Raw genomic sequence first — 19,144 nt, 5'->3', positions numbered from 1 at the left:
GCCACCCTCCCCCGCAGAGGGGGGAGGGTTCTTTGCGTTGGCATCGTCCCGATCATCGCCACGCCTCTACCATGCGCCGCGCGGCTTGCGGAAACCGCTCGGCGTCGAGGGTGAAGGCGGGGGGGCGGGTGCCGAAGGCGTCGGGGTAGTACGGATCGCGGGCGGTGAGCGCGCCCCAGCGGCGGCGGAAGCGGGCCTGCTCGTCCGGATCGACCACGGGGACACGGTTGCGGCTCTCGTAATGGTGGAGCACCGCGTCCGCGCAATAGATCGTGCGAAGCCCCCGCTCGTGCAGGCGCAGGCACAGGTCGATGTCGTTGTAGTTGACCGGATAGGTCTCGTCGAAGCCGCCGAGCGCCTCGAAATCGGCTCGGCCCACCATCACGCAGGCGCCGGTCACCGCGAGGTAGTTGCGGTTGGCCAAGCTCGATCCGTGGTCGCCGGAATCGTCGCCGGGATATCCGCGGCGGACATGGTTCGGAAACCCCTCGCCGAAGACGACGCCGACATGCTGGAGCGTGCCGTCCTCGAACAGGAGCTTGGGGCCGACCGCGCCGATGCCAGGGACGGCGAGCAGCGACAGCATCGCCTCGATCCAATCGGGCGTGATGACGGCGATGTCGTCGTTGAGGAAGACCAGAACGTCGCCCCGCGCCGCCAGGGCGCCGCGGTTCATCTTGGCGGCGAAGTGGAAGGCCGGATCGGGATAGGGCACGCCGCGGGCGCCGTGCCGGTCGATCGCCGCGCGCGCGGGCTCGGGCAGAGTGCCGTGCTCGACGACGACGATCTCGACGGCCTCGTAGGCCGTCCGCGCCCGGATCGAATCGAGGCAGTTGGCCAGAAGGTTGATGCTGCGCCCGCCCACGATGCTGTCGCGCCCCGCCGTCGGGATCACGATCGAGACGAGCGGGCGCGTCGCGAGCGGCCGGCGCAGCGCGAAGGTGCCGGGCGCGAGGCGGCGCACGGGGCCGCGCTCTGCAAGCGCCCGCAGGGCCGCCGCGTCATCGAGGGTCGCATCCGCGGGGCGGTGGGCGAGCACCTGCGGGATGTGATCGACGCGGGCGCCCTCCGCGGTGAGGCGGAGCGCGAGGTCGTAGTCGAGCGCGCTCGCGCATTCGGCGCGAAAGCCCCCGAGCGCCCGCACCCGCTCGGTGCGGTAGAGGGCGGGGCGGCCGATATAGAAGCCGGCTTCCAGCGTTTCGGGCGACCAGTCCGGCTTGAAATGCGGCTCGGCGCGGGCGCCGTCGGGCATCAGCCGGTCCTCGTCGGCGTAGACGAGATCGAGGTCGGGCTCCGTGGCGAGGCGGCGGGCGAAGGCGAGGAGAGCGTGGGGCGGGAGCCGTGCGCCGGGCTCCAGCACCATGAGATGGGTGCCCCGCGCCGCCGCCAGGGCCGCCTGCAAGGCCGCCGCCTCGCCGGGGGCGTCGGGGCGGCAGGGGCGCAGCCGCGGTTCGTCGGTGGGAAGCGGGGCGTCCGTCCCGAGGCACAGTTCCCAGTCGGAAAAAGCTTGCGCCCGCAGGCTCGCGAGGGTGGCGGCGACGCCCTCCGCCTCGCCCGCACCGGCCGCCATCAGCACCGAGAGCGTCGGGCGGGCGGGCAGCGCGCTCACCAGCGCCCGCATCCGCTCGGGCGCGGGGAGCGCGGGCGCCTCGACCGCGGCGATCCAGTCCGCATAGGTCGCGGGCGGGCGCGCGGTCGCGCCGGCACGGGTGAGGCGCCGCACGATCTCGCCCGGCGGCACCGTGCGCAGCAGGCCGAGCGCCCGGCGCATCAGGCGCAGCGGCGTGCGCTCCTGCGGCGGCAGCCGTTCGAGAATTTTTCTCGCCCGGTACAGGCCGGCGGCGGCGCGGCTCAGCGGCTCGACCGAGACGGCATCGAGCCGGAAACGCTCCGAGCCGGGCTCGATCCGCAGGGCGCGGGTGGCCGGCGGCAGGCGGATCAGGTCGTCGGTGCCGGGCTCAGCCTGAAGCGGGGTCAGCCGATAGCGAAGCGGCGCGGCGAGCCCCTCGGCCTCGACGGCGAGCACGGGCGCAGCGCCCTCGTGGCGGCAGCGGAGGCGCACCCGAGCCCCCGACAGACCCGCCACCGCCGCATCGGGGCCGAGCCCCAGCACCGGATCGGGGCCGGTGGCGATCCATTCGCCCTCCGACCCGCGGCGCAGGTCGCGCAGGGCGTGGAGGTGAAAGACCTCGCGCCGCCTCATCGTGCGCTTCCGCCGAGCCGAGCCCGCATCCGCCTCATCCGATCGCGTCCCCGCCATGATCCGCGCCGTGCATCCTCCGTCGAAAGCTGTGAGGCAAGCCCGTGGACCCGAGCGTTCTGTCATCGAAGCTTCATCGCGAGGCGTCAGATGCTGCCCGCGAGGAGCACCGTAACGAGGCGGTCTCCCGGCTCGCCCGCCTTGCGCTGAAGGAATCCGGATCATGTCGGCGACGGCAAACGAAGCTCTCGCCGTGAGCGGCAAAGGCTCCGACAAGGGATCGAAGGCGGATCAGGGCAAAGGGGCCGACAAGACCGTGAAGCGGCTGCGCCCGCCCGCGGCCAAGAGCGTCGGCTGGGCGCTGGTGCAGGCGGCCCGGCTCCACCGCGCCCGCGTCGGCGACCGGCTCGCCGCGCTTGATCTGTTCGCCGGCCAGGAGCAGGTGGTGCAGGCGCTGGCCGCCGCCGGCAGCATGACCATGGGCGACCTCGCCGCGACCCTGCGGGTGCGCCCGCCGACCGCCTCCAAGACGATCTCGCGGCTCGCGGCCCTCGGCTTCGTCGAGCGCCGGGCGGAAGCCGGCGACGGGCGCATCGTGCGCGTGCGCCTGACCGAGACCGGGATGGCCAAGGCGGCGGCGATCGAACGGATCTGGGACGAGGTCGAGGCCGAACTGCTGGAGGGCTTCGACAACAAGGAACGGCGGCGCCTGCGCAAGCTCCTGCGCCGCGTCGCCCGCAGCCTCGCGGAGGCCGCGGGCGTGACCGGCCACGAGGCCGATCACGAGATGGACGGCGAGGGCGACGACGACGAGGCCGACGCCCTGCTCGGCCCCAGCGCCGCCGACGGGGTGGCGACCACTCCGTAATTCAGATCAATCGTCGTCGTCCTCGTCGATCTCGTAGACCCGGCGGACCGAGCGGCGCTCGATCACGCGCACCGGACGCTCCTCGATCTCCTCGACGCGGCGGTACTGGCGCACGGGCCGGTAGCCGTCGCGGTATCCGTCGTCGAGCACGCGGGCGCAGCCGTAGCCGACGCAGGTGCCCCCGCCCCAATCGTAGGCCTGGGCGGGACCGGCCAGCACGGCGGCGGCGGAGGCGCCGGCCAGGATCACGGCAAGCTTGGTCATGAGCTTCGTCTCCTCAGCTTCGATGGGGCGGACAACGATTTTTTGGGAGTTCCGTTCCCGCCGGGCCCGATCCGCAGGCGTGCCGCGCATGTCGGCGGGGTGCCGTGCAGCCCGCCATGCGCTAGGAGAGCCGCCGAACGAGGGCCGCAGCAGGAGCCGGGACGTGGGCGCGGAACCATCCGCCGGAGCCGAGCGCATCGCCCGTGATCCGCGCCGGCTCGTCGGCATCGCCTTGATGTGCGTGGCGCCGGTCCTGTTCGCGAGCCTCGACGCCACCGGCAAGTGGCTGGCGGGCGCGGGCGTCGATCCGCTGCTGACGACCTTCATGCGCTACGCGGTCAACGTCGCGCTGGTCACAGCCTTCCTCAACCCGGTGACGCGGCCCGGCGTGGCGCATTCGCGGCGCCTGCCGCTGCAGGTGGTCCGCTCGCTGCTGCTGTTCGGCTCCACCGCCTGCAATTTTCTGGCGCTCCGCTCGCTGCAACTGGCCGAGACGGTCTCGATCCAGTTCGCCGCGCCGCTGGCGGTCGCCCTGCTCGCCGGGCCGATGCTGGGGGAATGGTCGTCGCGGCTGCGGCTCGCGGCGGTGGCGGCGGGCTTCGTCGGCGTGCTGGTGATCGTGCGGCCCGACACGCTCACGGCCAAGCCCGCGATGCTGTTCAGCCTCGGCAACATGCTCTGCTACGCGTTCTACGTGATCGTGACGCGCAAGCTCGCGGCCTACGATTCGAGCGCGACGACGATCTTCTACACCGGGCTCGCCGGCCTCGCCCTGATGGCGCCGCTGCTGCCGTGGATCTGGACGGCGCCGGACTCGCTCCACGTCTGGGGGATGCTGGTGGCGGTCGGGCTGTTCGGCACCGCCGGGCACTGGCTGCTGGTGCTGGCCCATGCCCGCGCCCCCGCGAGCCTGCTCGCGCCGCTGATCTACACCCAGATCCTGTGGTCGGTGCTGCTCGGCTACGCCGTGTTCGGCGACGTGCCGGGCGCCTGGACCCTGGTGGGCGCGCTCGTCATCGTCGCCTCGGGCCTCGTCCTCATCGTCGAGGATTCTTGGAAGCGGCGGCGGCGGGCCTGAACCCGCCGCCCTCGCCCGTCAGCGGTAGTGGCGGTGACGGCGGTGGTGATAGCCGCGGTGCGAGCGCATGCGGGTGCGGTAGGCGCGCCGGCCCGGATCGATCCCGAGCACGCCGTTGACGCCGCCGACCGCCCCGCCGACCGCACCGCCCACCACGGCGCCGATCGGGCCGCCGACGCGGTTGCCCTCGGCCGCGCCGCGCTGCATGCCGCCGGGCACGCCCTGGGCCTGAGCCTCGCCGGCGAGCGGCATGAGGCAGAGCATCAGCCCTGCGGCGGCGGCGGCGAGACGGATCATGGCGGCGTTCCCTTGCATCCCGGAGCCCGGGGCCTGACGGCGCCGCACGGCAGCCGTCCCCGGTCGTGAGGGGAACGAAGCTTGAGCATTCCGGTTCCGGGCCGGACGAGACCGGCGACTGGGGCCGGTCGCGGCTTTTGCCTGCGCTGAGGGCGAAGAATGACCCGCACCGTCATCGCGAGGCGGAGCCGAAGCGATCCAGAGCGCGACATCGCAGGATGAGGCGAGACGGCGAAGGCCACCCCGTCATCGACGACGCGCTTCCTCCGGGCAATGCGGAGCCCTGGATTGCGTCAGTTCCGCCTCGCAATGACGGCGGAGCGTCGGAAGACGGAGAGCCGAGCCGTCCGGGCACGAAAAAACCGGCCCCGCGGGAGCGAGACCGGCTTTGTCGTCCCGTCAGCCGTGGGGCCTCAGGTCTGCTGGGTGCGGCGGGGGCGGACCTGCCAGCGCTCGAACGCCTCGGCGACGTCCTCGTCCTTGCTCGGCTCCTGCGGGTTGCGGATCGCCGCGCCGAGCGCCTTGGACAGGCTCTCGATCACGTCGTCGATCCGGGCATCCGGCGGCAGGCGCTCCTCGCCCTCGGGGGTGGTGACGGACGCGGCCACCGGAGCCGGAGCGGGCTCCGGCGCCTTCGGCGGCTCCGCGGCCTTCGGAGGCTCCGCCGGTTTGGGCGCCTCGACCGGCTTCGGAGGCTCGGCGGCCTTCGGGGGCTCGGGCGGCGGCGCGGGCCTGGGCGGTTCGGCAGCCTTCGGCGGCTCCGCGGGCTTTTCGGGCTCGGTCGGCTTGGGCGCCTCGGCGGCCTTCGGCTCCTCCTCGGCCTTGGGCGGCTCCGGTGCCTTCGGAGGCTCTGCCGGCTTCGCGGGCTCGGCGGCCTTCGGGGGCTCCGCCGGCTTGGGCGCCTCGGCCGGTTTGGGGGGCTCTACCGCCTTCGGCGGTTCGGGCGGCGGCGCAGGCGGCTCGGGCGCCTTCGGAGGCTCGGCCGGCTTCGCGGGCTCAGCAGCCTTCGGCGGTTCCACGGGCTTCGGAGGCTCGGCGGCCTTCGGCGGCTCGGGCGGGGCCGGAGCGGGCTTCGGCGGCTCGGCGGCGATCACGGCCTCGACGGGCTTAGGAGCCTCCGGAGGCTTGGGCGGCTCGGGCGGCTTCACCGCGGGGGCGGGCGGGGCGGCCGGGCGGGGCGGGACGGCCGGTCGACCGCCGCCGAAGCGCGGCTCGATCAGGTCCAGCACCGCGTCGAGGGCGGCGTTCGACAGCGGCACCTCGCCCGCGGCCGGCACGCCGGTCAGCGCGATCGACTGGCCGTGATAGGCCGCGTCCGCGCTCACCTCGGCCCCGAACCACACCGGCGGCGTGAAGGCCTTGGCGGCCTCCGCCTCCTCGAACACGAGGCTGACGAGGTCGAGCCCGGCCGGGCGCACGTAGCGGTCCACCAGCGCCTCGGTGCCGGCGAGCGCCACCGCGGTGCGCTCGTAGATCGCCTTGCCGGCGCAGACGTCGAGCAGGGCGTCGCCGTGGGCGCGCGGCACCTCGGTGCGCTCCTCGGCGGTGGCGCCCTCGGCGCCCGTCACGAGGACGAGGAAGCAGTTGTTGCCCTGCAGGCGCACGAACGAGGTCCGGCCGGCCTGGGGCGCGAAGTAGCCCTCGGTGATGCGCGCCCCGCCGCGCTCCTTGCGCAGCAGGCGGACCAGCGAGGGCGCCACGAGAAAGCGGCGAACGACACTCATACACTTCCCTCCGGAGCCGGCTCGATCGCGGCGCGGCCCGAAAACCCGCCGGGGCGGACGGCGCCGACGACCCTAAGCCTTCACCAAGTCTTGACCATGGCCTTCGTCGGCAAGTGATGGCGCGCAAACAACCACACGGCAAGCCTCGGGGGCAAAAAGTCGTTGAATTGGCGGCAGTACGGCCGGGATTCGCAGAACCGAGTTCAGTCCGCCGGCTCGAAATCGAGCGAGACGCCGTTCATGCAGTAGCGCAGGCCGGTGGGCGCCGGGCCGTCCTCGAACACGTGGCCGAGATGGCCCTTGCAGCGGGCGCAATGGACCTCGGTGCGGGTCATCCAGTGGCTGCGGTCGGTTTGCGTCTCCACCGCACCCTCAAGCGGGGCGAAGAAGCTCGGCCAGCCGCTGCCCGATTCGTACTTGGTGCCGCTCTCGAACAGCGGCGCGCCGCAGCCGGCGCAGAAGAACGTGCCGGCCCGCTTCTCGGCGTTGAGGCAGCTCGTGCCGGCCCGCTCGGTGCCGTGCTCGCGCAGCACGCGGTACTGCTCGGGGGTGAGGGCGGCGCGCCACTCCGCCTCGGTGCGGGTCTCGGGAGCGCTCAGCGCATCGGTTCCGGCCATGACATCCTCCGGGGTCTTCTTGTCGTTCAAAGGTAGGCGCAGCCGGCAAGGCCCGCGAGTGCGGCCCGGCGGCGCGGCTGCCCCTGGTATACCAGATTTTTTCAGGCTGCCGCGCCCACCGTATCGGCCATGCGGGCGCCGCGACGGCCGAGCGGCTGGATCGGCCGAGTGGTCGAATCGCGGGCGGTCTGGTGCTCGATCTCGGCATTGATCTCGCCGCCGACCAGCACGATGATCGCCGAGATCCACATCCACGTCATGAAGCCGATCACGCCGCCGAGCGTGCCGTAGGTCTCGTTGTAATTGCCGAAATTGGTGACGTACCAGGAGAACAGCAGCGAGGCGATCAGCCAGAGCACGCCCGCGACCACGCTGCCCGCGCCGACCCAGCGCCAGCGCGCCCGCTCCCGGCTCGGCCCGTAGCGGTAGAGCACGGCGAGCCCGCCGAGCAGCACCGCGAGCAGGGCCGGCCAGCGCGCCAGCGCGATCAGCCGCGCCCCGTCGCCGAGCCCGAGGAAGTTGAACACCACCGGCAGCACCACGATGGCCGAGAGCGCCAAGATGACGAACAGCAGGGCGCCGACCGTGAAGGTGAGCGAGCGGACGTTGAGCCAGAAGAAGTTGCGCTTCTCCTCCTCCTCGTAGACCACGTTGAGGGCATCGAACATCGCCTTCATGGCGGCGTTGGCGCTCCACAGCGACAGCGTCAGGGAGGTGAAGAAGGTCACGCCCAGCGTGCCGCCGCCCTTGGCCGCGATGCGCTTCACCTGCTCGCCGATGATCTCGAGGGCGCTGGCCGGCAGCACGCCCTGGAGCAGGGCGAGATGGACGTTGATGGTGTTGGCGTCCGCGATCAGGCCGTAGCAGGTCACCAGCGCGGCGATCGCCGGAAACAGCGACAGCAGCGAGTAGAAGGTGACGCCGGCCGCCACCGACATCACCCGGTCGCTCACGAATTCCTGGTAGACCCGGACAGCGATGTCCCACCAGCCCGGCGCCGGGATGTCCTTCGGGTGGTCGGCGTCGCGCCCGCGGTCGCCTTGCGTCGCCGCCACCCAGCGGGCGGCCCGCCCCTCGTGCGAATGGGCGCCGCCGTTGGTCTTGGGCCCGCCGGATTTGGGCTCGTCGCCCGCCTCTTCGACCGGCTCGGGCGCAACGACACGCCGCGGCGCGACGGCGAGCGCCACCAGCGCCATCCCGGCGAACACGGTCCAGAGCACGGAGGCGGTGGTCTCCCCGGCCGGCCGGGGCGTGGGGCTGGGGGAGGCGGACATCGGTCGGGCGGTTCGGTCGGCGGGAGTGACCCCGTTCAACGTCACTCAGGCTTGGCCGTTCCCAGATGTCCGGGAACCGAGGGCGCCCCCGGCGCGTCGGAGGGCCGGAAACTCAGAGAACGGGACAAGACCATGGCGGATCAGGCGGCAACCGGACGGCGCGCGCTCATCGTCGGGGCCTCGCGCGGGCTCGGCCTCGGCCTTGCCGAGACGTTTTCGGAGCATGGCTGGCAGGTCGTCGCCACGCAGCGCTCGTCCTCGCCGGATCTGGAGCGGCTGACGGACAAGGGCGTGCGCGTCGAGACCGCCGACATCGACGACGACGCCTCCGTCGCCGCCCTGCGCGAGCGGCTGGGAAGCGAAACATTCGATCTCGTCTTCGTGGTGGCGGGGGTCGCGACCGAATCGGACAAGCCGCTGCACGCGGTATCGCGGGACGTGAGCGCGCAGGTCTACCTCACCAATGCGGTCAGCCCGATCCTGTTCGCCGAGACCTTCGCCGACCGGATCGCCCCCGGCGGCACGCTCGCCTTCATGTCCTCGATCCTCGGCAGCGTGGCGCTCAACGAGGACGGCGGCTGGGAGAACTACCGGGCCAGCAAGGCGGCGCTCAACACCAACGCCCGCAGCTTCGCCGTGCGCCATTCCGAGCGCGACTACGGCATCCTGCTCGTCCATCCGGGCTGGGTCCGCACCGACATGGGCGGCGCCGAGGCCGACCTCGACGTGGAGACCAGCGTGAACGGCATGGTCGCGGTGATCGAGGCCTTCGCCGGCCGCCGGGACGTGGCCTATCTCGATTACCGGGGCGAGACGCTGGCGTGGTGAGGCGCACCTCGTCTCAGTCGGCCGCCATCACCAGCGCCCAGAAGCGCTTGTAGCGGGTGCCCGGCGCGTCCACGCGGGCGATGCCGACCCGGCGCAGTTGCGGGATCAGCATGTTGCGGTTGTGCTCGGGCGAGGCCTTCCAGCGGGCGAGCACGCCGTCGAAGGTCTCCGAACCGGCGCTGAGGTTCTCGCTGGCGTAGCGCTTGCCGAACCCTGCGCTCGCCATGCGGCTGTCGAATGTGCCGGCGACCTCGTGGCTGAGGCGGCCTGCCCGCGCGTTGGCGCCGGCCTGGAGCGAGGCGGCGCGGATCAGGCGCGAATCGATGGTGACGGGCGAGAGGCCGTGCTGCGCTCGGTAGCGCGAGATCGCCTCGGCCGCCGCGCCCTCGTCGAGGATGACCGGCACCGTCGGCAGGCTCGCCTCCAGCACGGGCGAGCCGCCGCAGCCGGCGAGGGCGAGCGCGAGGAGGATCGCGGCGGAGGCGGGGCGCAGGAGCGACATCGACGGGTTCGCGGGTGAGGACGGACGACGCCCGGCCCTTCATCGGCCGATGCGGCGAAACCGCGGCGAGATGGAAGGGGCCGCTCGGCCGCCGCCGGAGGGTGGCGGACGCGCAACAGGCGGGTAGCGCCTGACGAAGGCGCAAAGACTCTGACAATGCCGGCCAGACGAGTCTGACAGGATGACAAGAGTAGCCGCTATGTGCTTGAAAGAATGGCGCGGGCGACGGGGCTCGAACCCGCGACCTCCGGCGTGACAGGCCGGCACTCTAACCGACTGAGCTACGCCCGCGCTTTGTGTCTGCCGGAGGGGCTGGCCTCGCTGCCGGCGACGAGGCGGGGTTTAGGTGGGGCGCCTTGAGCTGTCAAGCAACGGAATCGCCGTTTCGCGATTTTGGTCCGCAGCCGGCTTCCGAGCCGTCCGTGGAGCGGGATTTCGGGAGTCCCTCGCCCGCGCACGCGCCGCTTTTTCCGACCGCTCCGCCGTCGCAATTCATGCGTGCGGTGGGGGCGGCCCATGCATTGGTATACCAGCTTCGCGATCTGTCACCGCATGGGCTGATTGTGCGACGCGCAATGCCCTTGTCTCTGTTCTAGGGCTCGTCTAAGCCTCGCCCGGCGCCCAGTCTGGCATTGGAGGAATTCCATCGGGAGGATTCTTCTCCGCGGCCAGGCGTCGACGCGAGGGCACCTCCATGATCCTCCCGCGCAACGAAACGAGGGGTTCGGCATGACCGGCCTGCTGGCGGACTATCTTCCGCTCATCGTGTTCATCGGCGTCTCGCTGTTCATCGCCGTGGCGCTCCTCGTCGCGCCGTTCATCGTGGCCTATTCGAGCCCCGATCCGGAAAAGCTCTCGGCCTACGAGTGCGGCTTCAACGCCTTCGACGACGCACGCATGAAGTTCGACGTGCGCTTCTACCTCGTGGCGATCCTGTTCATCATCTTCGACCTCGAAGTCGCGTTCCTGTTCCCCTGGGCGATCACGTTCGGAGAACTCGGCTGGTTCGGCTTCTGGTCGATGATGGCCTTCCTCGGCGTCCTCACCGTCGGCTTCGTCTACGAGTGGCGCAAGGGCGCCCTCGAGTGGGACTAGCCTTCGCCCAAGCCGCCCTCCGTTTCCCCGCTCAGAGGCAGAGATGGCCCTGAACCCGACCCTGTCCCGCGCGCCCGAGATCGCGCCCCAGCCGAAGGGGATCATCGATCCCTCGACCGGCCGGCCCATCGGCGCCAGCGATCCACTATTCCTCTCGATCAACGACGAGCTGGCCGACCGCGGCTTCCTCGTCACCAGCGCGGACGAACTCATCAACTGGGCCCGCACCGGCTCGCTGATGTGGATGACCTTCGGGCTCGCCTGCTGCGCCGTCGAGATGATGCAGATGTCGATGCCGCGCTACGATTGCGAGCGCTTCGGCTTCGCCCCGCGCGGTAGCCCACGCCAGTCCGACGTGATGATCGTCGCCGGCACGCTGACCAACAAGATGGCCCCGGCTCTGCGCAAGGTCTACGACCAGATGCCGGAGCCGCGCTACGTCATCTCGATGGGCTCCTGCGCCAACGGCGGCGGCTACTACCACTATTCGTATTCGGTGGTGCGCGGCTGCGACCGGGTCGTGCCGGTGGACATCTACGTGCCGGGCTGCCCGCCCTCGGCCGAGGCGCTGCTCTACGGCGTCCTGCTGCTGCAGCGAAAAATCCGCCGCATCGGCACGATCGAGCGCTGAGGGGAAGGCGATGAGCGAGACCACCTCCGCCGTCACCACCAACGGCATCGTGCTACGCGGCACCGTCGCGGCCGCTCAGGGCGACGAGGCGCTGCGCGCCATGGGCGAGCGGATCGCCGGAGCGCTGGGCCCCGCGGTCACCGACTGGACGGTCGCGTTCGGCGAGCTGACGCTGAACGTGCAGGGCAGCGACATCGTCTACGCGCTGACTTACTTGCGCGACGAGCCGGCCTGCGCCTTCCGCTGCTTCATCGACATCTGCGGCGCCGACTATCCCCAGCGCGCCCGCCGCTTCGACGTCGTCTACCACCTGCTGAGCCTGCGCCATAACATGCGCGTCCGCGTGAAGGTGCAGACCGACGCCGCGACCCCGGTGCCCTCGGCGATCACGGTGTTCCCGGCGGCCAACTGGTTCGAGCGCGAAACCTACGACCTCTACGGCATCCTGTTCTCGGGCCATCCCGACCTGCGGCGCCTCCTCACCGATTACGGCTTCGAGGGCCATCCGCTGCGCAAGGACTTCCCGCTGACCGGCTTCGTCGAGGTCCGCTACGATCAGGACGAGGCGCGCGTCGTCTACGAGCCGGTGAAGCTGACGCAAGAGTTCCGGAACTTCGACTTCCTGTCGCCCTGGGAAGGCACGGACTACGTGCTGCCGGGCGACGAGAAGAAGTCGAGCTGAAGGTCGCGGGCATGTCCGAACACAACATCCGCAACTTCTCGATCAATTTCGGGCCGCAGCACCCGGCGGCGCACGGCGTGCTGCGCCTCGTGCTCGAACTCGACGGCGAGGTGGTCGAGCGGGTCGATCCGCATATCGGCCTGCTCCACCGCGGCACCGAGAAGCTGATCGAGCACAAGACCTACCTCCAGGCGACGCCCTATTTCGACCGGCTCGACTACGTGTCGCCGATGAATCAGGAGCACGCCTTCTGCCTCGCGATCGAGCGGCTCGCCGGCATCGAGGTGCCGCGGCGCGCCCAGCTCATCCGCACCCTGTTCTGCGAGATCGGGCGGCTGCTCTCCCACCTCCTCAACGTGACGACCCAGGCGATGGATGTCGGCGCGCTCACGCCCCCGCTCTGGGGCTTCGAGGAGCGCGAGAAGCTGATGATCTTCTACGAGCGCGCCAGCGGTGCCCGTTTGCACGCCAACTACTTCCGCCCCGGCGGCGTCCATCAGGACCTGCCGCCCGCGCTCATCGACGACATCGACGCGTTCTGCGACCCCTTCCTTCAGGTGGTGCAGGACCTCGACGACCTCGTCATGGCCAACCGCATCTTCAAGCAGCGCAACGTCGACATCGGCATCGTCACCCAGGACGAGGCCATGGCCTGGGGCTTCTCGGGCGTGATGGTGCGCGGTTCGGGCATCCCGTGGGACCTGCGCAAGTCGCAGCCCTACGAGGCCTACGAGGAGATGGATTTCGACATCCCCGTCGGCAAGAACGGCGACACCTACGACCGGCAGGTCATCCGCATGGAAGAGATGCGGGAATCGGTGAAGATCATGAAGCAGTGCTGCGCCAAGCTGCGCGAGCCTGCGGGCCAGGGCCCGATCGCCTCCACCGACGGCAAGTTCGCGCCCCCGCCGCGCCGGGAGATGAAGCGCTCGATGGAAGCGCTCATCCACCACTTCAAGCTCTACACCGAAGGCTTCCACGTCCCCGAGGGCGAGGTCTACGCCGCCGTCGAGGCGCCCAAGGGCGAGTTCGGCGTCTATCTGGTCTCGGACGGCACCAACAAGCCGTACCGCTGCAAGATCCGCGCGCCGGGCTTCGCCCACCTGCAGGCGATGGATTGGATGTGCCGCGGCCACCTGCTGGCCGACGTGTCCTGCGTGCTCGGCACGCTGGACATCGTGTTCGGTGAGGTGGACCGGTGACAGCACGGGTCGGCCTCGCGTTCGGTTTGATCCTGTTGGCGCCCGCCGCCGGCAGCGATCCCGCGCGGGCTCAAGGTGTATGGAACGAGTTGCAAGCCTGGGAGCGAGCGGCGCCCGCGCGGGAAGCCGAGCAACAGGCCATGGCCGCACGCGCCCAAGCCGCATTCGCTCCCTGCAAAGGTGAGAAATCACCGTGCAGGACGCAACTGATCGAACAAGGCTGGCGTGTCACCTTCTCCAGCTTTGAACCGCTGGGTATCGACATCGGTCTCGCGATCAACCTTCTTGAACTGGAAGGTCAGCGACAGATTTGCACGACTTTCATTGCTCATGACGACGCGGAACAAGAACGGCCTTGCCGTGGCATGGTACCGTCGAGCGACATGGTAAAGAACTGACGATGGCCAACCGTAGATTAGCCCCCGCCGCCGAGCAGCCCCAATCCTTCGCGTTCACGCCCGAGAACGCCGAGTGGGCCCGCGGCCAGATCGAGAAGTATCCGGAGGGGCGTCAGGCCTCCGCCGTGATCCCGCTCCTGTGGAAGGCGCAGGAGCAGAACGGCGGCTGGCTGCCCCAGAAGGCGATCGAGGCGGTCGCCGACCAGCTCGGCATGCCGCATATCCGCGTGCTGGAGGTCGCGACCTTCTACACGATGTTCGCGCTGGAGCCGGTCGGGCGCTTCTGGATCCAGCTCTGCGGCACCGTGCCGTGCGATTGCTGCGGGGCCAAGGAACTGAAGGCGGCGCTCCAGGCGCGCCTCGGGCCCCCCGGCCACGTCTCGGCCGACGGCAATTTCTCCTGGCTCGAAGTGGAGTGCCTGGGCGCCTGCTGCAACGCGCCGATGGTGCAGATCAATCAGGACTATTACGAGGATCTGACGCCGGAGAGCCTCAACAAGCTCATGGACGACCTCGCCGCGGGCAACCCGGTGAAGATCGGTTCGCAGATCGGCCGGGTCTCGTCCGAGCCGAAGGATGCGGTCAACACGCTGACCGACCCGACCCTGTTCGACGGCTCCCGCGTCGGCGCGTGGCGCAAGCGCTTCGAGGCGACGAAGGACGAGGAGGCGATCAAGCAGGACGAGGCGAAATCCAGCGAAGCGCGCGCCGCGACCGAAGCCAAGCCCGCCCGCCCCGAAGCCGGTCGCCCGGTCGAGCAGGGCACCGCCGACGGTCCGGCCCAGCGCGTCGCCGCGGGTGAGCCGCCGGTTCGCGAGGCGGACCGGGCGGACGCGTCCGAGCGCGGCACCTCGCAGGCCAAGACCGCCGCCGCCCGCCCCGGCGACAGCCCGGCGCTCGATTCGCCGGCCGAGCGCGCCGCCGCGGGCGAGCCCCCGGCCAAGACCGAGACGCCCGACGCCGAGACCCGCGCGCTCGCCGAGGACGCGACGCTGCGCACCGAGCCGCCGCCGCACCCGGCCGCCGAGGGCGCCAACGACGACGTGCCCCAGCCGGAGAACCCGGAGGCCCGCGCCGACGCCGTCGGCCAGCGCCCCGAGGGGCTGGAGGCCGCCCGCGACGACCGGCCGGACGATCTCACCAAGATCAAGGGCGTCGGCCCGGTCAACCAGACCCGGCTCAATGCTCTCGGCATCTGGCACTACGATCAGATCGCCGCCTGGACCCCGCGGGAGGTCGCCTGGGTCGGCGCCTATCTGGCGTTCCCCGGTCGCATCGACCGCGAGAACTGGGTGAGTCAGGCGGCCGACCTCGCTGGAACGAAGGGCTGAGGCCATGGCCGAGGTGAACAACGAGCTGATTTACGAGGTGCTGAAGGCCATGCAGGCGCGGCTCGGCAACATCGAAGAGGGTGTGCGGGAGGTGCGCGGCGAATTGCAGGGGGTGCGCGGCAATCAGCGCGCGCAGCAACTCCAGCTGAACGCCGTACAGACCGACATTGCCAACCTCTACGAAGCCTACGGCGCGATCGACTCGCGGCTGTCGCGCATTGAGCGCCGCCTCGATATCATCGACGTCCCGGCCACCTGAGAGACGGGAACAACAACATGCTCTCCGATCAGGACCGCATCTTCACCAACCTCTACGGCCTGCATTCGCCCGATCTCGAAGCGGCGAAGAAGCGCGGCGCGTGGGACGGCACCAAGTTCCTGCTCGACCAGGGCCGGGACTGGATCATCGACGAGATGAAGGGCTCCGGCTTGCGCGGTCGCGGGGGCGCCGGCTTCCCGACCGGCCTCAAGTGGTCGTTCATGCCCAAGAAGTCCGACGGGCGTCCGCACTATCTCGTCGTCAACGCCGACGAGTCGGAGCCGGGCACCTGCAAGGACCGGGAGATCATGCGGCACGATCCGCATCTCCTGATCGAGGGCTGCATGCTGGCCTCCTTCGCCATGGGCGCGCATGCCTGCTACGTCTATCTGCGCGGCGAGTACGTCGCGGAGAAGTTCGCTCTCCAGCGCGCCGTGGACGAAGCCTATGCGGCCCGGCTCGTGGGGAAGTCGAACGTCCACGACTACCCGTTCGACATCTACGTCCACCACGGCGCGGGCGCCTATATCTGCGGCGAGGAGACGGCCCTCATCGAAAGCCTCGAGGGCAAGAAGGGGATGCCGCGGCTGAAGCCGCCGTTCCCGGCCAATATGGGCCTCTACGGCTGCCCCACGACGGTCAACAACGTCGAGTCGATCGCGGTGGCCGGCACGATCCTGCGCCGCGGCGGCGCGTGGTTCGCGGGGCTGGGCGGTAAGAACAACACCGGCACCAAGCTGTTCTGCGTCTCGGGCCACGTCAACAAGCCCTGCAACGTCGAGGAAGAGCTCGGCATCACCTTCCGCGAGCTGATCGACAAGCATTGCGGCGGCATGCGCGGCGGCTGGGACAACCTGCTCTGCTCGATCCCCGGCGGCTCCTCGGTGCCGCTGGTGCCGGCCGAGCAGATCATCGACGCCAAGATGGACTTCGACACCCTGCGCAACCTCGGCTCGGGCCTCGGCACCGCAGCCGTGATCGTGCTCGACAAGTCGACCGACATCGTCGGGGCGATCGCCCGCATCTCGTACTTCTACAAGCACGAGTCCTGCGGACAGTGCACGCCCTGCCGCGAGGGCACCGGCTGGATGTGGCGCGTGCTCACCCGCATGGCCGCGGGCCGGGCGCAGAAGCGCGAGATCGACATGCTCTTGGAAGTCACCAAGCAGGTTGAGGGCCACACCATCTGCGCGCTCGGCGACGCCGCGGCGTGGCCGATCCAGGGTCTCATCCGCCACTTCCGGCCGGAGATCGAGAAGCGGATCGACCAGTACAGCGCCAACCCGCATTCCGATGCCGTGCCGATGGCGGCGGAGTGACGGCGATGGCCGAAGTCGCTAAATCTCAGTTTCTGGGGCTGGATGGTCCGACCGAATGGGGGGATCTGGCCACTATAATTGGCAGCATGGCGTCGTCTATTGCGGCGGTTATCGCTATAATGGCTGCTTTTTATGCGCGGAGTCAGATTAAGCAGGCAAAAATCATTCAAAGAGAGTCTGGTGCTCATCAGGCGTATTTGGCTTATCTGCAAATGGCATTTGCCAATCCAAAATTTTCGAGTGGGTACAAGGGTAAAAGCCCGGAGGAGTTCGAACAGTACGAGTGGTACATCTCTTATTTGCTCGATATGGGAGAGCAGGTGCTTGAGATGTCTGAGTATATAGAAACTTGGACGAACGTAATGCAATTGCAAATTTCCTATCACTCCGACTACTTTCGAAATAACAAAAACTTCAAAGAGAGTTATAAGAAACACTACAGCAAGACTATGATTAAATTGATCGATGCAGAAGTAGCTAACGTCAGATGAGCTGGGCGCACTGATGACCAAAATCCTTGTCGACGGCACCGAGGTCGATGTCCCGGCCGACTACACCCTGCTCCAGGCCTGCGAGATCGCGGGCGCGGAGATTCCGCGCTTCTGCTTCCACGAGCGGCTGTCGATCGCCGGCAATTGCCGCATGTGCCTGGTGGAGCTGAAGGGCGCGCCGAAGCCCGTGGCCTCCTGCGCCTACGCGGTGAAGGATTGCCGGCCGGGGCCCAACGGCGAGCCGCCGGAGGTGCTGACGCGCTCGGGGCTGACGAAGAAGGCCCGCGAGGGGGTGATGGAGTTCCTCCTCATCAACCACCCGCTCGATTGCCCGATCTGCGACCAGGGCGGCCATTGCGATCTTCAGGATCAGGCGATGGCCTACGGCGTCGACTCGACCCGCTATCACGAGAACAAGCGCGCGGTCGAAGAGAAGTATATCGGCCCGCTGGTGCGCACGGCGATGAACCGCTGCATCCACTGCACCCGCTGCGTCCGCTTCCTCGCCGAGGTGGCCGGCGTGCCGGATCTCGGCGCCATCGGCCGCGGCGAGGACATGGAGATCACGAGCTACCTCGAACAGGCGATGGGCTCGGAGCTGCAGGGCAACGTCGCCGACCTCTGCCCGGTCGGCGCGCTGGTCCACAAGCCGCAGAGCTACAACGTGCGCCCGTGGGAGCTGCACAAGACCGAGTCCGTCGACGTGATGGACGCGGTGGGCTCCGCGATCCGCGTCGATGCCCGCGGCCGCGAGGTGATGCAGATCGAGCCGCGCGTCAGCGAGGAGATCAACGAGGAGTGGATCTCCGACAAGACCCGCCACGTGGTCGACGGCCTGCGCCTGCAGCGGCTCGACCGGCCGTTCCTGCGCGAGAACGGCCGTCTGCGCCCGGCCTCCTGGGGCGAGGCCTTCTCGGCGATTGCCGCCCGGCTGAAGGGCGCCGACCCCAAGCGCGTCGGCGCGCTGGTCGGTGACCTCGCGGGCGCGGAAGAGATCTTTGCGCTGAAAGCTCTCATGGGTTCGCTCGGCGTCACGAACCTCGACTGTCGCCAGACCGGCGAGGCGATTGATCCGGCTTGGGGCCGGGCCGCCTACACGCTCGGCGCGACGATTCCCGGCATCGAGGCGGCGGACGCGATCCTCTTGGTCGGCACCAACCCGCGCACCGAGGCCTCGCTGCTCAACGTGCGCATCCGCAAGCGCTGGCGCATGGCCCCGCTCGCCGTCGGCCTGATCCTCGACGAGCAGCCGGACCTCACCTACCCCTACACCTATCTCGGCGCCGGCCCGGACACGCTCGGTTCGCTGGGCAAGGGCGAGCACAGCTTCCTCGACATCCTGAAGAAGGCCGAGCGCCCGCTCATCATCGTCGGCGAGGGCGGGCTGGGCGCGCTCGGGGCCGCCGCGGCCTTGGCCAAGGACCTCGGCGCCGTCACCGCCGAGTGGAACGGCTTCGGCGTGCTGCACACGGCCGCCGCCCGCGTCGGCGCGCTCGATCTCGGCTTCGTGCCGGGGGAGGGGGGCCTTGGCTTCTCGGCCATGCTGGAGGCGAACGCCCTCGACGTGGTGTTCAACCTCGGCGCCGACGAGCGGGCGATCCCGGCCGGCGCCTTCGTGATCTACCAGGGCACCCACGGCGACGCCGGCGCCAGCCGCGCCGACGTGATCCTGCCGGGCGCCGCCTACACCGAGAAGAGCGCGACCTACGTCAACCTCGAGGGCCGGGTGCAGATGACCAACCGCGCCGGCTTCCCGCCGGGCGACGCCCGCGAGGATTGGGCGATCCTGCGCGCGCTGTCCGACGTGCTCGGCAAGCGTCTGCCCTATGATTCGCTGGGCGCGCTGCGCAAAGCGATGTATGCCGCCCACCCGCATCTCGCCGCCGTCGGCGCGGTCGAGCCGTCCGACGCTGTGGCGATCCTCGACAAGCTGACGGCACTGCCGGGCAACGCCGAAAAAGCGGCGTTCACCTCGCCGGTCGCCGACTTCTACCTCACCAACCCGATCGCCCGCGCCTCGCGGGTGCTCGCCGAGTGCTCCGGGCTCGCCCGGGGCCGCGCGCTCGAAGCCGCGGAATAAGGGG

Annotated in this window: 20 protein-coding genes and 1 tRNA gene; 13 read left to right on the top strand and 8 right to left on the bottom strand. The window is 69.9% G+C overall.

Going from position 1 to position 19,144, the window contains the following annotated elements; translation table 11 throughout:
- Positions 1 to 52: 52 nt before the first annotated feature.
- Positions 53 to 2,203, bottom strand: a complete 2,151-nt coding sequence (locus AAHG03_RS12145) for a glycosyltransferase (RefSeq protein ID WP_342150925.1) — start codon at positions 2,201 to 2,203, stop codon at positions 53 to 55.
- Positions 2,204 to 2,423: 220 nt separating this feature from the next.
- Here AAHG03_RS12145 and AAHG03_RS12140 point away from each other — a divergent pair, with 220 nt between their 5' ends.
- On the top strand, positions 2,424 to 3,068 hold the full coding sequence (locus AAHG03_RS12140; RefSeq protein ID WP_342150924.1) for a MarR family winged helix-turn-helix transcriptional regulator: 645 nt from the start codon (positions 2,424 to 2,426) through the stop codon (positions 3,066 to 3,068).
- Positions 3,069 to 3,074: 6 nt separating this feature from the next.
- On the opposite strand, the gene AAHG03_RS12135 is transcribed toward AAHG03_RS12140, so the two are convergent.
- Positions 3,075 to 3,332 carry a hypothetical protein gene (locus AAHG03_RS12135; RefSeq protein ID WP_342150923.1) on the bottom strand — a complete coding sequence of 86 codons (258 nt, stop codon included), beginning with the start codon at positions 3,330 to 3,332 and terminating at the stop codon, positions 3,075 to 3,077.
- Between the two features lie 163 nt (positions 3,333 to 3,495).
- Here AAHG03_RS12135 and AAHG03_RS12130 point away from each other — a divergent pair, with 163 nt between their 5' ends.
- Positions 3,496 to 4,410 carry a DMT family transporter gene (locus AAHG03_RS12130; RefSeq protein ID WP_342150922.1) on the top strand — a complete coding sequence of 305 codons (915 nt, stop codon included), beginning with the start codon at positions 3,496 to 3,498 and terminating at the stop codon, positions 4,408 to 4,410.
- A gap of 18 nt (positions 4,411 to 4,428) precedes the next feature.
- Here the strand turns inward: AAHG03_RS12130 and AAHG03_RS12125 are convergent, their stop codons facing one another.
- From AAHG03_RS12125 to AAHG03_RS12110, 4 genes are all read right to left on the bottom strand, one after another.
- Positions 4,429 to 4,707, bottom strand: a complete 279-nt coding sequence (locus AAHG03_RS12125; protein WP_342150921.1) for a hypothetical protein — start codon at positions 4,705 to 4,707, stop codon at positions 4,429 to 4,431.
- A 413-nt stretch (positions 4,708 to 5,120) separates the two neighbouring features.
- A complete protein-coding gene (locus AAHG03_RS12120) occupies positions 5,121 to 6,431 on the bottom strand; it encodes a hypothetical protein (RefSeq protein WP_342150920.1) in 1,311 nt (436 codons plus the stop codon).
- A 203-nt stretch (positions 6,432 to 6,634) separates the two neighbouring features.
- Positions 6,635 to 7,048: a peptide-methionine (R)-S-oxide reductase MsrB gene (gene msrB, locus AAHG03_RS12115; protein WP_342150919.1), complete on the bottom strand. Its 414-nt coding sequence runs from the start codon at positions 7,046 to 7,048 to the stop codon at positions 6,635 to 6,637.
- A 101-nt stretch (positions 7,049 to 7,149) separates the two neighbouring features.
- Positions 7,150 to 8,322, bottom strand: coding sequence for a YihY/virulence factor BrkB family protein (locus AAHG03_RS12110; protein ID WP_342150918.1), 1,173 nt, complete (start codon positions 8,320 to 8,322; stop codon positions 7,150 to 7,152).
- 132 nt (positions 8,323 to 8,454) lie between these two features.
- Here AAHG03_RS12110 and AAHG03_RS12105 point away from each other — a divergent pair, with 132 nt between their 5' ends.
- On the top strand, positions 8,455 to 9,150 hold the full coding sequence (locus tag AAHG03_RS12105) for an SDR family oxidoreductase (protein ID WP_342150917.1): 696 nt from the start codon (positions 8,455 to 8,457) through the stop codon (positions 9,148 to 9,150).
- 13 nt (positions 9,151 to 9,163) lie between these two features.
- On the opposite strand, the gene AAHG03_RS12100 is transcribed toward AAHG03_RS12105, so the two are convergent.
- Positions 9,164 to 9,652: a CAP domain-containing protein gene (locus tag AAHG03_RS12100; RefSeq protein ID WP_342150916.1), complete on the bottom strand. Its 489-nt coding sequence runs from the start codon at positions 9,650 to 9,652 to the stop codon at positions 9,164 to 9,166.
- A gap of 214 nt (positions 9,653 to 9,866) precedes the next feature.
- A tRNA-Asp gene (locus AAHG03_RS12095) sits at positions 9,867 to 9,943 on the bottom strand.
- A 438-nt stretch (positions 9,944 to 10,381) separates the two neighbouring features.
- Here AAHG03_RS12095 and AAHG03_RS12090 point away from each other — a divergent pair.
- Genes AAHG03_RS12090 through nuoG form a run of 10 tightly spaced genes read left to right on the top strand, consistent with a single transcriptional unit; the run spans position 10,382 to position 19,140 of the window.
- A complete protein-coding gene (locus AAHG03_RS12090; protein WP_342150915.1) occupies positions 10,382 to 10,747 on the top strand; it encodes an NADH-quinone oxidoreductase subunit A in 366 nt (121 codons plus the stop codon).
- 43 nt (positions 10,748 to 10,790) lie between these two features.
- On the top strand, positions 10,791 to 11,378 hold the full coding sequence (locus AAHG03_RS12085) for a NuoB/complex I 20 kDa subunit family protein (protein WP_342150914.1): 588 nt from the start codon (positions 10,791 to 10,793) through the stop codon (positions 11,376 to 11,378).
- 10 nt (positions 11,379 to 11,388) lie between these two features.
- On the top strand, positions 11,389 to 12,060 hold the full coding sequence (locus tag AAHG03_RS12080; RefSeq protein ID WP_091942010.1) for an NADH-quinone oxidoreductase subunit C: 672 nt from the start codon (positions 11,389 to 11,391) through the stop codon (positions 12,058 to 12,060).
- 11 nt (positions 12,061 to 12,071) lie between these two features.
- Positions 12,072 to 13,262: an NADH-quinone oxidoreductase subunit D gene (locus AAHG03_RS12075; RefSeq protein ID WP_342150913.1), complete on the top strand. Its 1,191-nt coding sequence runs from the start codon at positions 12,072 to 12,074 to the stop codon at positions 13,260 to 13,262.
- Positions 13,259 to 13,660, top strand: a complete 402-nt coding sequence (locus AAHG03_RS12070) for a hypothetical protein (protein ID WP_342150912.1) — start codon at positions 13,259 to 13,261, stop codon at positions 13,658 to 13,660. The genes AAHG03_RS12075 and AAHG03_RS12070 overlap by 4 nt, the downstream gene beginning before the upstream one ends.
- A gap of 2 nt (positions 13,661 to 13,662) precedes the next feature.
- Entirely contained in the window at positions 13,663 to 14,991 is a 1,329-nt protein-coding gene (gene nuoE / locus AAHG03_RS12065) for an NADH-quinone oxidoreductase subunit NuoE (protein WP_342150911.1), read from the top strand.
- 4 nt (positions 14,992 to 14,995) lie between these two features.
- Positions 14,996 to 15,250 (top strand): hypothetical protein, encoded by a 255-nt coding sequence (locus AAHG03_RS12060; RefSeq protein ID WP_342150910.1) that lies wholly within the window; start codon positions 14,996 to 14,998, stop codon positions 15,248 to 15,250.
- Between the two features lie 17 nt (positions 15,251 to 15,267).
- On the top strand, positions 15,268 to 16,569 hold the full coding sequence (nuoF, locus tag AAHG03_RS12055) for an NADH-quinone oxidoreductase subunit NuoF (RefSeq protein WP_342150909.1): 1,302 nt from the start codon (positions 15,268 to 15,270) through the stop codon (positions 16,567 to 16,569).
- 5 nt (positions 16,570 to 16,574) lie between these two features.
- On the top strand, positions 16,575 to 17,060 hold the full coding sequence (locus AAHG03_RS12050) for a hypothetical protein (RefSeq protein ID WP_342150908.1): 486 nt from the start codon (positions 16,575 to 16,577) through the stop codon (positions 17,058 to 17,060).
- Between the two features lie 13 nt (positions 17,061 to 17,073).
- On the top strand, positions 17,074 to 19,140 hold the full coding sequence (nuoG, locus tag AAHG03_RS12045) for an NADH-quinone oxidoreductase subunit NuoG (protein ID WP_342150907.1): 2,067 nt from the start codon (positions 17,074 to 17,076) through the stop codon (positions 19,138 to 19,140).
- The last annotated feature ends 4 nt before the right edge of the window (positions 19,141 to 19,144 follow it).

The organism is Methylorubrum subtropicum (genome assembly GCF_038442325.1).
Lineage (GTDB): Bacteria > Pseudomonadota > Alphaproteobacteria > Rhizobiales > Beijerinckiaceae > Methylobacterium > Methylobacterium subtropicum.
Note: the sequence above shows the minus strand (reverse complement) of the source record. Positions and strands in the feature narration are given on the sequence as shown.

Excerpts from the sequence above, each read along its gene's own strand:
- AAHG03_RS12120 (WP_342150920.1), bottom strand. The coding sequence starts at position 6,431 with ATGAGTGTCGTTCGCCGCTTTCTCGTGGCGCCCTCGCTGGTCCGCCTG.
- AAHG03_RS12090 (WP_342150915.1), top strand. The coding sequence starts at position 10,382 with ATGACCGGCCTGCTGGCGGACTATCTTCCGCTCATCGTGTTCATCGGC.
- AAHG03_RS12050 (WP_342150908.1), top strand. The coding sequence starts at position 16,575 with ATGGCCGAAGTCGCTAAATCTCAGTTTCTGGGGCTGGATGGTCCGACC.
- AAHG03_RS12125 (WP_342150921.1), bottom strand. The coding sequence starts at position 4,707 with ATGATCCGTCTCGCCGCCGCCGCCGCAGGGCTGATGCTCTGCCTCATG.
- AAHG03_RS12060 (WP_342150910.1), top strand. The coding sequence starts at position 14,996 with ATGGCCGAGGTGAACAACGAGCTGATTTACGAGGTGCTGAAGGCCATG.
- nuoG (WP_342150907.1), top strand. The coding sequence starts at position 17,074 with ATGACCAAAATCCTTGTCGACGGCACCGAGGTCGATGTCCCGGCCGAC.
- nuoE (WP_342150911.1), top strand. The coding sequence starts at position 13,663 with ATGGCCAACCGTAGATTAGCCCCCGCCGCCGAGCAGCCCCAATCCTTC.
- nuoF (WP_342150909.1), top strand. The coding sequence starts at position 15,268 with ATGCTCTCCGATCAGGACCGCATCTTCACCAACCTCTACGGCCTGCAT.
- AAHG03_RS12080 (WP_091942010.1), top strand. The coding sequence starts at position 11,389 with ATGAGCGAGACCACCTCCGCCGTCACCACCAACGGCATCGTGCTACGC.
- AAHG03_RS12135 (WP_342150923.1), bottom strand. The coding sequence starts at position 3,332 with ATGACCAAGCTTGCCGTGATCCTGGCCGGCGCCTCCGCCGCCGCCGTG.
- AAHG03_RS12085 (WP_342150914.1), top strand. The coding sequence starts at position 10,791 with ATGGCCCTGAACCCGACCCTGTCCCGCGCGCCCGAGATCGCGCCCCAG.
- AAHG03_RS12110 (WP_342150918.1), bottom strand. The coding sequence starts at position 8,322 with ATGTCCGCCTCCCCCAGCCCCACGCCCCGGCCGGCCGGGGAGACCACC.
- AAHG03_RS12075 (WP_342150913.1), top strand. The coding sequence starts at position 12,072 with ATGTCCGAACACAACATCCGCAACTTCTCGATCAATTTCGGGCCGCAG.
- AAHG03_RS12145 (WP_342150925.1), bottom strand. The coding sequence starts at position 2,203 with ATGAGGCGGCGCGAGGTCTTTCACCTCCACGCCCTGCGCGACCTGCGC.
- AAHG03_RS12100 (WP_342150916.1), bottom strand. The coding sequence starts at position 9,652 with ATGTCGCTCCTGCGCCCCGCCTCCGCCGCGATCCTCCTCGCGCTCGCC.
- msrB (WP_342150919.1), bottom strand. The coding sequence starts at position 7,048 with ATGGCCGGAACCGATGCGCTGAGCGCTCCCGAGACCCGCACCGAGGCG.
- AAHG03_RS12105 (WP_342150917.1), top strand. The coding sequence starts at position 8,455 with ATGGCGGATCAGGCGGCAACCGGACGGCGCGCGCTCATCGTCGGGGCC.
- AAHG03_RS12140 (WP_342150924.1), top strand. The coding sequence starts at position 2,424 with ATGTCGGCGACGGCAAACGAAGCTCTCGCCGTGAGCGGCAAAGGCTCC.